The 11403-nt window shown below is 68.0% G+C and carries 10 protein-coding genes and 2 pseudogenes; 8 read left to right on the forward strand and 4 right to left on the reverse strand.

The window, feature by feature from the left end; genetic code table 11:
• A pseudogene (locus QH283_RS11070) lies at positions 1-202 on the forward strand (CoA transferase); the annotation flags it as partial.
• 207 nt (positions 203-409) lie between these two features.
• Here QH283_RS11070 and QH283_RS11075 read toward each other — a convergent pair.
• Both QH283_RS11075 and QH283_RS11080 read right to left on the reverse strand, forming a co-directional pair.
• Positions 410-1549, reverse strand: coding sequence for an acyl-CoA dehydrogenase family protein (locus tag QH283_RS11075; protein ID WP_086845835.1), 1140 nt, complete (start codon positions 1547-1549; stop codon positions 410-412).
• Position 1550: 1 nt separating this feature from the next.
• Positions 1551-2720 carry an acyl-CoA dehydrogenase family protein gene (locus QH283_RS11080; protein ID WP_086845837.1) on the reverse strand — a complete coding sequence of 390 codons (1170 nt, stop codon included), beginning with the start codon at positions 2718-2720 and terminating at the stop codon, positions 1551-1553.
• Between the two features lie 123 nt (positions 2721-2843).
• Between QH283_RS11080 and QH283_RS11085 the strand changes: the two genes are divergently transcribed.
• The 7 genes and pseudogenes from QH283_RS11085 to QH283_RS11115 all read left to right on the forward strand — a co-directional run.
• A complete protein-coding gene (locus tag QH283_RS11085) occupies positions 2844-3383 on the forward strand; it encodes a hypothetical protein (protein WP_280502929.1) in 540 nt (179 codons plus the stop codon).
• Between the two features lie 6 nt (positions 3384-3389).
• Positions 3390-4850 carry a flavin-containing monooxygenase gene (locus QH283_RS11090; protein ID WP_280502930.1) on the forward strand — a complete coding sequence of 487 codons (1461 nt, stop codon included), beginning with the start codon at positions 3390-3392 and terminating at the stop codon, positions 4848-4850.
• A 12-nt stretch (positions 4851-4862) separates the two neighbouring features.
• Positions 4863-6701, forward strand: a complete 1839-nt coding sequence (locus QH283_RS11095) for an AMP-dependent synthetase/ligase (protein WP_086845841.1) — start codon at positions 4863-4865, stop codon at positions 6699-6701.
• Between the two features lie 132 nt (positions 6702-6833).
• On the forward strand, positions 6834-8138 hold the full coding sequence (locus tag QH283_RS11100; protein ID WP_258196539.1) for a TetR/AcrR family transcriptional regulator: 1305 nt from the start codon (positions 6834-6836) through the stop codon (positions 8136-8138).
• Positions 8139-8690: 552 nt separating this feature from the next.
• Entirely contained in the window at positions 8691-9758 is a 1068-nt protein-coding gene (locus QH283_RS11105; RefSeq protein ID WP_280502931.1) for a phosphotransferase, read from the forward strand.
• A gap of 188 nt (positions 9759-9946) precedes the next feature.
• Positions 9947-10159, forward strand: a complete 213-nt coding sequence (locus tag QH283_RS11110) for a hypothetical protein (protein WP_147296493.1) — start codon at positions 9947-9949, stop codon at positions 10157-10159.
• Between the two features lie 59 nt (positions 10160-10218).
• Positions 10219-10329 (forward strand): annotated as a pseudogene (locus QH283_RS11115) (alpha/beta fold hydrolase); the annotation flags it as partial.
• 148 nt (positions 10330-10477) lie between these two features.
• Here the strand turns inward: QH283_RS11115 and QH283_RS11120 are convergent.
• Both QH283_RS11120 and QH283_RS11125 read right to left on the reverse strand, forming a co-directional pair.
• The gene (locus QH283_RS11120) at positions 10478-10705 is read right to left on the reverse strand and encodes a DUF3263 domain-containing protein (RefSeq protein ID WP_086845848.1); all 228 of its coding nucleotides are present in this window, start codon (positions 10703-10705) and stop codon (positions 10478-10480) included.
• A 38-nt stretch (positions 10706-10743) separates the two neighbouring features.
• Positions 10744-11403: quinone oxidoreductase family protein (locus tag QH283_RS11125; RefSeq protein WP_280502932.1), on the reverse strand; the 660-nt coding region annotated here is incomplete at its 5' end.

An 11403-nucleotide genomic window follows, 5' to 3' on the forward strand; every position in this document is an offset into this window, starting at 1 on the left:
CCACCCCGGGGCGGGGGGCCCCTGCGTCGTGTGCGGGGGGGGGGCCCACCGGGCGCCGCCCCCCCGCTCCCCCGCCCCCCCACCGACCAGGCCGCGTCCGCGGCGGTCCCCGGGTGCGGACAGCCGCCAGGTACTGGCCGATCTCGGCTACACCGACGACGAGGTCTCCGCTCTCGTCGACAGCGGCGTCGTCGCCGACTGAACCCCGCGCCGGTACCGCGGCAACGATGTCGCGGGGGTGTCACCGACAACGACGTCGGGAACAGCCCGCCCGGCCCCGTGATGGGCCTCGACCGGTATCGGTACGGCTGCTGCCGGTGGGGTTGGCAGCTGTACCGATACCGGGGCTTCAGAAACCGCGCCGGTGATCGGTGGGAGCATTGCGGGAGCTCCCACCTCCCGACCTCCGTCAGAGTCCGAGCGAGCGCCCGACGATCTCCCGCATGATCTCGTTGGTGCCGCCGTAGATCTGCTGCACCCGAGCGTCCCGCCAGCGGCGGGCGACCTCGTACTCCTCCATGTAGCCGTAGCCGCCGTGCAGCTGCAGGCACGTGTCGAGCGCCTCGAACTCGAGCTCGGTGGTCCAGAACTTCGCACCGGCTGCCTCGGCGGCGGTCAGTTCCCCGCTGTTCTGCGCCTCGATACAGCGGTCGATGAACACGCGTGCGACGCCGACCCGGGTCGACAGGTCGGCCAGCCGGAACCGATTGGCCTGGAACGAGCCGATCGGCTGTCCGAAGGCTTTGCGTTCCTTGGCGTAGTCGACCGCGGTCTGCACCGCGTGCTCGGCGTTGGCGACCGCGACCACGGCCATCGACAGTCGCTCCTGCGCGAGATTGCCCATCAGGTAGCGCAAGCCCTTGCCCGGCTCGCCGAGAGCGTTCTCATCGGGAACTCGGACATCGCGGAAGAACAATTCGGCGGTGTCCTGGGCCCGCCGCCCGATCTTGTCGAGTTTGCGGCCCCGTTCGAAGCCCTCGCTGTCTGCCGGGACGACGAACAGGCCGAAGCCTCCGCCGTCGGTCTCCGGGATGCGGGCGGCGACGATGATCAGATCGGCTTGGATGCCCCGGGTGACGAAGGTCTTGGCGCCGTTCACCCGCCACCCACCGCTCTCCCGGACCGCAGTGGTCTTGATGGCGCGCAGATCCGAACCGGTGCCGGGCTCGGACATGGCGATCGCGATCGCCGTCTCACCGGAGACGATGCCGGGAAGCCAGCGCTGCTGCTGCTCCGGCGAGGCGATGTCGAGGTAGTACGGCAGCACGATGTCGTTGGTCAGCGAGAAACCGTCGCCGACGGTTCCGGTGCGCACCACCTCTTCGTTCAGCACCGCGTTGAACCGGAAATCCCGTAATCCGGCGCCACCGAATTGCTCGGGGGCGGCGAAACCGACCAGCCCCTGCGCCGCCGCGGCCTTCCAGAAGCCTCGGTCGACCTGGCCCGCGGCCTCCCACTCGGCGGTGTGCGGGACCGCGTTCTTCTCGAGAAAACTGCGGACCGCGGCGCGGAACTGCTCGTGTTCGTCTGCGAAAAGCGTGCGGCGCATGTCAGATTCCCATCGCTTTCCCGATGATCTCCTTCATGATCTCGCTGGTCCCGCCATAGATCCGCTGGACCCGGGCATCGGCGTACGCCCGCGCGATCGGGTACTCCGCCATGTAGCCGTAGCCGCCGAACAGCTGCAGGCAGGCGTCCACGACCCGGCCCTGTGTCTCCGTCGCCGCGAACTTCGCCATCGCCGCTCGATCGGCGCCGAGTTCGCCCGCGACATGCTCCCGCAGACAATCCAGGACGAAGGCACGCAGCACCTCGGTGCGGGTGTGCGCCTCGGCCAGAGTGAATCGGGTGTTCTGGTAGTTCGCCAGTGGCTTGCCGAATGCGGTGCGTTCCCGTACGTATTCGCTCGCGTACTCGATCGCACGCGCAGCGGCCGCCGTGCTCGCCACGGCGATCGTCAGCCGCTCCTGCGGCAGATTCGACACGAGCGCGCCGAAGCCCCCGCCGAGTTCGCCCAGCAGATTGGCCGCCGGCACTCGCGCGTTGTCGAAGAACAATTCGGCGGTGTCCTGGGCGTGCATCCCGATCTTCTCGAGGTTGCGGCCGCGGCTGAATCCGGGAGTATCGCGTTCCACCACGATCAACGAAAGTCCGCCGTGCCTGTTCGCGCCCTTGTCGGTCCGAACGGCGACTATCACCAGGTCGGCGTTCATGCCGTTGGATATGAAGGTCTTCGCGCCGTTGACGACGAAATGATCGCCGTCGCGAGTCGCGGTGGTCTCGATTCCGGCGAGGTCCGAGCCGGTCCCCGGCTCGGTCATCGCGATCGCGGCGATGAGCCGACCGGTGGCGAGACCGGGCAACCAGCGCTTGCGCTGATCATTATCGGCATAGCGCAGGAAGTACGGCACGCAGATGTCGTTGTGCAGGTTGACACCGAACGACATGACGCCCGCGCGCGATACCTCCTCGGCGATCACGGCGTTGAAGCGGAAATCGTCCACGCCGCCGCCGCCGAACTCCTCGTCGATCGCCATTCCGAGGAAGCCGTGGCTGCCCGCCTCGGCGAACACCTCGCGCGGAATGATGCCGTCCTTCTCCCACCGGGAGTAGTTCGGCACCACCCGGGATTCGAGGAAGGCGCGGAAACTCGCCCGGAAGCTCTCGTGCTCGGTTTCGTAGATCGCCCCGTTGCGGGAGCGACGCTCAGTAGTGGTCACACCGGCGACAATACATGTTATCCATACATTGTGTATGAAAAGTGCGATCGACCCGATCACGACGCTCCGACGGGCGGCGGCCAGTGATTGACACCACGTCTGAACAACTTGTATGGTCTCGCCATGTCGCAGTCGCTTCCTCCTTTCCTCCCTTCCGACTGGGGAGCATCACCGGCCGGCAGTTTCCGGCCGACAGCCGATTTCACCGATGACGAGCTCGCCGACGCACTCGCCGACGCCAACCTGCCGGTGTTGCTGGGCGCGCTCGCCCTGCTGACCGGCGAGGACCGCTGGATCGAAGCTCCCTACCTGCCGACGGCTCCGCGCGATCTCGGGGATCACGACACCGGCGGCTTCACAGACGAGCTGCAGCAGCGCATCCGCTCCGAGGCCGCCGCCATCCTGCGCGCCTGGCGGGACGGCACCGGCTCGTTCCCTGACCTCCCGCCCGCCCCCGAGCGGCTGAGCCGGGTGCTGTCGGTGATGCTCGCCGACTCGATCCCCGCCGAGTACGGCACGCTGCTCGGCGAGGAGATGGGCATCTTCCCCCGATACAGTGCACCGCGGACGCCGGTCGAGCCCGGCTTCCGCGTGCTGATCATCGGTGCGGGCGTGTCCGGGCTCGCCATGGCGGTACGCCGGGGTCAGGCCGGCGTCGACTAGGTCGTGGTGGACAAGAACGACGAGGTAGGCGGCACCTGGCACGAGAACGTCTACCCCGGCTGCGGCGTCGACACCCCGAGCCACCTCTACGCGCTGTCGTTCGACCCGAACCCCGACTGGTCCACCTATTTCGCGCCCCAGGAGGAGCTGGCGCGCTACTGGCGGGATCTCGCCGATCGTCACGGCGTCCGGGAGCACATCCGGTTCGGCACCCGGGTCGACGCCGCCGTGTACGACGAGGCCGCCGCGCGATGGAATGTCACGGTCCGGCCCGCGGATGGATCAGGCGCCGCCGAGACGCTCACCGCCGACGTCGTCGTCAGTGCGGTCGGCCTCCTGAACCAGCCGAGCGTGCCCGATCTTCCCGGCCTCGCCGATTTCCGCGGGCCCGCGGTGCACACCGCGCGGTGGGATCCCACCATCGAGCTCACCGGCAAGCGCGTCGCGGTGATCGGCACCGGCGCCAGCGCCATGCAAGTCGTGCCCGCCGCGGCCGGGGTCGCGGCGCAGGTCACCGTCTTCCAGCGCACCGCGCAGTGGGCCACGCCGCATCCGAACAAGGACCGCGAGGTACCGGCCTCCTTCCGGTTCCTCTGCGAGCACGTGCCGTTCTACCTCGCCTGGTACCGGGCCCGGCTGTTCTGGCGGATGGGTGACAAGGTGTGGGGCCTGCTGCAGGTGGACCCGGAGTACCCCGACCTCGGCCGGGCGGTCAACAAGAGCAACGACCGGCTGCGCGCCGCGCTGACCGCCTACATCGAGCGCGAACTCGACGGAAGGCCCGATCTGATCGCGAAGAGCGTGCCGGACTACCCGCCCTACGGCAAGCGGATGCTCATCGACTGCGGCTGGTTCCGCACGCTCCGCCGGGACGACGTGGAGCTGGTGACCGAGCCCATCGACACCATCACCGCCGACGGCATCCGCACCGCGGACGGGCATGATCACAACGTCGATATCATCGTTCTCGCAACAGGTTTCGACGCCGTGAACGTCCTGGCCTCGTACCGGGTCGAGGGCAGGGACGGGCGGGTCCTCCGCGAGGTGTGGGGGGAGGGCGACGGCAGGGCGCACCTGGGCATCACCGTGCCGGGCTTCCCCAACTTCTTCTGTTTGTACGGTCCGAACACCAACACCGGCCACGGCGGCACCGTCATCGCCGGTACCGAAATGCAGGTGCAGTACGTCAGCGCCGCGATCGCCGCGTTGATCGACAACGGGTGGGCGGCGATGGAAGTGCGTCAGGAGGTCCACGACGCCTACAACCGCGAGCTGGACGAGGCGCTGGCACAGACGGTCTGGGACTTCGGCGGAACCACCACGTACTACCGCAACAGTCGCGGCCGCATCGTCACCAACAGCCCGTGGCGCTACGTCGACTACTGGAAGCGGGTCCACGAGCCGCGGCTGGCGGACTTCGAGATCACCCACCGCGACGCCGCCGTCGCGGCAACTCCCACCCGATGATGTGAGGAAGTCATGTCCGAACTGGTAGAGACCGCCACTCCGGGCGCGGCGCCCGGCATTTCCGCCGCCACCCTGCCACAGGCGTTCCAGGCCACCGTGGCCGCGCGCGGCGATCGCGCCGCACTCGTCGCGCACGGCGAGAACCGGACGCTGAGCTGGCTCGACTACGCGACCGCCGTCGAGGAAGTCGCTACCGGCCTCGCCGCGCTCGGCGTCGGGCGCGGCGACACGGTGGCGATCATGCTGTCGAACAGCCCCGAATTCCACATCGTCGACATGGCGGCGCTGCATCTGGGCGCCACCCCCTTCTCCATCTACCTCACCTCCTCGCCCGAGCAGATCGCCTACCTTTTCGACAACGCGGGCAACAGCGTCCTGGTCGCCGAGGAGCGCTTCCTCGACGTCATCGCTCGCACCAGCACGCCGTTGCTGAAGCACGTGGTGGTCAGCGACGCCGAGCGGTCGGGAACCGTCAACGACGCCGAGGTGCTCTCGCTGACCGAGCTGCGGCGGCGCCGGCTCGCCGGTTTCGATTTCGCCCGGACGTGGCAAGCGGTGCGGCCCACCGATATCGGCACGCTGATCTACACCTCGGGCACCACAGGGGCACCGAAGGGCGTCGAGCTCACCCACGCGAACCTGATGTTCGTCATGCACTCCTGCAACATCCGCTTCCCCTTCGACGCCGACGGGGCAGCGATCTCCTACCTGCCGACCGCGCACGCCGCGGACCGGGTCTTCTCGCACTACCTGGCGACCGTCACCGGCTGGCCGATCACCACCGTCCGCGATGGCGCGGCGGTGTTCGCCGCGGTCGCCGAGGCCCGGCCCTCCTGGTTCCTCGGTGTGCCGCGCATCTGGGAGAAACTGCGCGGGGCGCTGCTGACCCGCTTCAGCGCCCTCCCCGAGGAACAGCGGGCGGCGACCACGGCGGCCGTGGACGCGGCTGTCGCCGCCGTGCGGCTCACGCAGGAACGCGCCGAGATCCCAGCCGAACTCGCCACACGGGTCGCCGCCGCCGAGGAGCGGATCTTCCGACCGCTGCGGACACAACTCGGGTTCGACCGGGTCGCCCTGCTGATGACCGGCGCCGCACCCATCGCGCCCACGGTTCACGAGTTCTTCCTCGCGGTCGGATTGCCCTTGCAAGAAGGCTTCGGCATGTCCGAGACCGGGGCGCTCGGCTTCACGAACCTGACCACCGACATCCGGATCGGCAAGGTCGGCCTGGCCCAGCCCGGCACCGAGGCCGTGCTCGCGGCGGACGGTGAACTCCTGCTGCGCGGACCGCACGTGATGCGCGGGTACCGCAAGGACCCGGTGCGCACCGCCGAGGCGATCGACCCGCAGGGTTGGCTGCACACCGGGGATATCGCGGTCATCGACGAGGACGGCTGGGTCCGCATCGTCGACAGGAAGAAGGAATTGATCATCAACGCGGCCGGCAAGAACATGTCGCCGGTCAACATCGAGAGCGCGCTCAAGAGCGCCTCGCCGCTGATCGGCCAGGTGTGCGTCATCGGCGATCGCAGACCGTTCAATGTCGCGCTCATCGTGCTCGACGCCGACTCCGCGCGGATCTTCGCCGAGGAGCACGGCATCGCGGATGCCTCGCTGGGCGCACTGGTGGCGGACTCGCGGCTGCGCGCCGCCATCGACGAGGCGGTGGAGCAAGCGAACGCCCGGTTGTCCCGTGTCGAACAGATCAAGGCATATCGCTTGCTCGACACCGAGTGGCTCCCCGACTCGGAGGAACTCACTCCGACGATGAAGCTGCGACGCCGCGGAGTCGCGAGCAAGTACGCCGAGGTGATCGAGGACATCTACCGAACCGCCACGCGCCCGGCGTGACGGCATCCCCGGACTCCGGGCGGGTGAGGAACCGCTTGCCGACTCACCCGCCCGGGTACCCAACACGGCTCGCAGAGCAGGACATACATGCCGACCGGTCATCATGTCCAGACATCACTTAAGGTTAATGAGGTGGACAGCGAATCGTTAGCACGCCAACGCCCCCGAGCCCATGACGGCGGGGCCGCCGCGGAACTCGCGGTGTTCGCGGCCACCGAAGAACTGCTACACGACACCTCGCTGCACGATCTGACCGTGGCTCAGATCATCCAGCAAGCCAAACTCTCCCGGGCGAACTTCTATCACTACTTCGCGTCGAAATTCGACGTCGTGGTGGCGATGGTGTCGCGCCTGCTCGCCGACACCTATACCGCCGAAGGTCCCTGGAACTCCGAGCTGGGCCGTTCCCGGCAGCGGGCGCTCGACGAGAACCTGCAGCGCACCATCGGGATGTGGTCGGCGCACGGTCCGCTGATCTGCGCGGTGGTCGAGAACATGCACAGCCACCCCGCACTCGGAGCGGCCTGGAATGTCATGCTGCAGCGTTTCGTATCCGCGATCGCCGAGCAGGTCGAGCACGAACGGGCAGCCGGCCGCGCTCCCGCCGGAGCACCCGCGGAGACGGTGGCCACAGTCCTGGTCTGCGGCTACGAGCGGAGCTTCTATGTAGGGCAACGCGGCCTGGATCCCCGGATACCGAATCCGGCCGCCGCGGTCGCCGCGATCACCGAACTCACCCTCGCCGGGATCTTCGGCCCCAGCCGTCCGACCAAGCGGGCCCGGAAACGCAAGAAGAGCTCCCCGCGCCCGATGGCCGCCGTCTCCGTGCCGGAGCGGCCCGCGCCGGCAGCGCCCGGTGGTGACGCCAACACCAAAGCAGCCATTCTCCGAGCCACCAGCGAGTTGCTGGGCGAGATGACTCTCGACCAGTTGAGCGTCGCGAAGATTCTCGACCGGTCGAAGCTCTCGCGCGCGACCTTCTATTTCTATTTCGGCAACAAGGACGACGCGTTCATCGAACTGTTCCAGTTCGTCGCCGATCGGATCGTGCAGGGATTCGTCGACCTCGCCGACGCCGACCGCACCGACGCCGACAGCATTCGAGGCATCATTCACACCTGGCTCGACCTCGACCCGGCTGATCTCGGCGTCCTGCGCAACGCCATTCACGAATGGCCGCGCCGACCGGAACTGCGCCGGCGCTACCTGGACACCGTCGCGACGATGACGGCCACACTCGAGCGCATCATCGACAGCGATCGCGCGGCAGGACTCGCCGTCGAAGGCCCTCCGGCGGCGGAGTTCGCCGCGGTGCTGATGTGGACCATCGAACGCAGTATCGCGGGCTCCCTGGCAGGAGAAGCGCACCTGCAGGACATCGACGATGTCGCAGGTTTCCTCGGTGATCTGCTGGTCACCGCGGTATACGGAGTCTGATGGCATGCGGGCGTCGCGCGGCACCGAGCGGACAAGCCTGCATGCACCATCGCCCATGTCGGATCCCCCACCACCTTCAGGCCGGCGAGAACGCCGCGCTCAACCAACGTCCAGATCGCCGCATGCCGAATGATCGGCGTATCGGCATCTTCTCGGTCGAACTCACCGAGACCGCCCGCCGGTCGTGCCCGGAGCTGTGAGCGCGGCGCGGTGCGCTCGTTCCGGTAGAACTCGCACCGGGAATTCCGGCGCGGCTGATCATTGCTGTCGAACCGCGCTGCGCACCACCTTCGCGCGGTTACCACCGCCGCGATCGACCATGGAACTCGCTGTTCCCGCGGCGGCGCTGCGGTGACGGTCAGGACCGGTGCGGCGCGCCTTCCCGCGCACTCGATACACGGCGCCACGAAGCGTCCGTTCCACCGCCACGACGGCGAATCCCATGCGGCGACAACCGTCGGTAGCTGCCGATTCGCCACCCTCTGCGATTCAGCGAACCGCCCTGAGCTAATGTGATTGACACCACGTCTATACACGATGTATGTTCCTGTGGTGACCTCGAACACTCTCTCTCCGATCGCCCTTCCGCGTTCGATCGACGAACTATCGCCGCAGTGGCTCCAGGAAGCACTCAGCCTCGACCAGCCGGGCACGACCGTGAATTCCGTGACGCAGACCGGGATCATCTGGGGCTCCGCGACCAAGGTCTTCGTCGACGTGGACTACGGGAACAACCCGGCGCAGCTGCCGAACCGGCTCTGCATCAAGGGCGGCTTCGACGAGCGGAGCCGCGCATTCGGCCTCGGGCCCGCCTACGAGCTGGAAGGTTGCTTCTACCGCGACCTGTCCCCGGTCCTGCAGGCCGAGCACCCAGCGTCGTTCTACGCTGCCGCCGAGAAGGATCAGGGGGTGGTCGTTCTCGAGGATCTCAACGACAAGAACGCCGAGTTCGCCGTGCCGACTACGCTCTGGTCCGTCGACGACGTCGCCGCGACCCTCGAGGTGATGGCGGGATGGCACGGCCCGCTCACCGGCAGCGCACCGGGCCGGTACCCCTGGCTACCGATCGGCGCGGAAGCGGCGCGGCGGGCCTTCGACGTGATGCTCAGCCCCGAGCAGTTCCACATTCTGATCAACCGCGACGAGGTGCCCGACCTTTCACCGGGGCTGCGCGACGACGAGCGCATCCGCCGAGCCTTCCGCGCCTTGTGGGAGCACGACGACTCCGCTGTGCACACGATCAACCACGGCGACGCCCACTTCGGGCAGCTCTACCGCCTCCCGGGCGCAGCTCCGGCGTTCCTGGACTGGCAGACCGCCTGCCTCGCGCCATGGGGGCACGACGTCGCCTACTTCCTCGGCTCGGCCCTGACCGTCGAGGATCGGCGCGCCCACGAGCGCGAACTGCTCGCGCACTACACCGCCGCGCTTGCCGCTGCCGGCGGCCCGACCGTGGATGCCGACGAGGCGTGGGCCGAGTATCGCAGGCACATCCTGCACGGCTTCGCCTGGATGTGTGTCCCGACTGTCATGCAGCCGGCGGAGGTCGTGGCGGCTATGACCGAGCGCTACGCGGCCGCGATCGACGACCTCGATCCCTTCGAACTTCTCTTCACCTGACCGACATCCACCTCTTCCGTCGGCCTCGCCGCGTACGACGCGGGTGCGGAGTATCCCCGTCGAGTACCAGCCCTACCAGCTGCACCGGCCCCGACGCGTATCCGGCGACACGGAGAACCGCTGCCGTCGACCGCCGGGGCCGGGGCGCAGGAACACGACCTCACACCCTCTCGCAGAAAGTTCCGACAATGTCCGCCGACGACGGCGAAATCCTCGAGTTCGCCCGGATATGGCATCCATACGGCGGGCCGCCCGCCGGCGAAATCTTGATACGGTTCGGAATCGGCCCCGCAGACTTCCACCGCCGCGTCCTGAAAGTGATGGCCACTCCATTGGGTGCACTGCTCACTCGCAAGGAAACCGCGGAAATCACGAGAATCGCGACACACTTTCCCAACTGAATCCCCGGCGTGTCCGGAGACTTTGGTCTTCCCCGGCTTTTCCGGAGTTGTGTTGCCGGATTCTGCCGAACGCGGACCTGCACGTCTTCACCCGCTGTGGGCACTGGACCCAGATCGAACGCGCCGCGGAATGTACCGCGCTCGTGGCGGAGTTCCTCCGCGCCGGCTGACCTGTTCTCAGGGTGCGTCTGTGGCCTTGCCTGCCCATTCCGCAGGCAGGGCCCTACCCGGATCGGCCGGATGGTTCGTAGCCATCTCGACGCTCGGCATCGACTGGCGACGACGGGCCTCCTGACCACCCCTCGGGGCCACAGGCTGCTACACCCGAAATCGCCTGGGGTCACGTCGAGTCGAGCATTGCCGGCGGATCGTGTTCCGGATGTGGTTGGCCAGTGTGTCCGCCACCGGACTGTCGATGATCTCCGAGATCCGTCGGTGGTACTCGTCGATCGTCAGCCCGAATCTCACCAGGATGTCCTCCTGCCCGCCGCCGAAAGGCGCCCACTCGACGGCGTATTCGAGCAGATCTCTGGGTTCGGTGATCATTGTCTGTCTTTCTCTCTATGTGGCGCTTCGTTCTTCGATCAAGGACACAGCACGATCTTCCCGAACTCTCCGCCCGCCTCCAGCAGACGATGAGCCTCGGCCGCCTCGTCCAGCGGGAAGGTCGCCGCGATCGCAGGCGGCGCCACCGCCCCGCCTGCCACCAGTTCGAGCAGCCCCCGGAAATCCTCCGGCCCACCCATCGTCGTGCCGAGCAGGCTGTACTGACCGAAGAAGAACGACCGCACATCCATACGCGCGTACTCCGCCACATTCGCGCCGAGCACCACCAGACGGCCCCCGGGGCGTAGCGCACGCACCGACCTGTCCCACAGCCCGACCGGATCCAGAACGACGTCGAAACCGGCGCCGTTCGGAGACAGTTCCCGGGCACGGTCCGGCCACTCGGGGTCGGTGTGCAGCACGCCGCCCACAGCACCCGCCTCCTGCGCGCGGTCCAGCTTCTCCGGGGTGGACCCCGTGACGACCGTGTGCGCGCCGAGGGCGGACGCCAAGGCCGACGCCATGGTGGAGACTCCACCGCCGGCACCGACGATCAGGAGTGACTCGTTCGCGCGGAGCGCGGCGCGGGTGGCCAGCGCCCGATAGGCGGTGACCCCCCCCAACCCCCGCGCTGCCGCCACGGCCCAGGAGGAACCCGTGGGCCGTGGTGGCAGGCACTCCTCGGGAACGCGGACGTG

Source organism: Nocardia farcinica (genome assembly GCF_029867845.1).
GTDB lineage: Bacteria > Actinomycetota > Actinomycetes > Mycobacteriales > Mycobacteriaceae > Nocardia > Nocardia farcinica_A.

Bases quoted from the DNA above. Each gene is read 5' to 3' on its own strand.
- QH283_RS11095 (WP_086845841.1), top strand. From the start codon at position 4,863: ATGTCCGAACTGGTAGAGACCGCCACTCCGGGCGCGGCGCCCGGCATT.
- QH283_RS11085 (WP_280502929.1), top strand. From the start codon at position 2,844: ATGTCGCAGTCGCTTCCTCCTTTCCTCCCTTCCGACTGGGGAGCATCA.
- QH283_RS11110 (WP_147296493.1), top strand. From the start codon at position 9,947: ATGTCCGCCGACGACGGCGAAATCCTCGAGTTCGCCCGGATATGGCAT.
- QH283_RS11120 (WP_086845848.1), bottom strand. From the start codon at position 10,705: ATGATCACCGAACCCAGAGATCTGCTCGAATACGCCGTCGAGTGGGCG.
- QH283_RS11075 (WP_086845835.1), bottom strand. From the start codon at position 1,549: ATGCGCCGCACGCTTTTCGCAGACGAACACGAGCAGTTCCGCGCCGCG.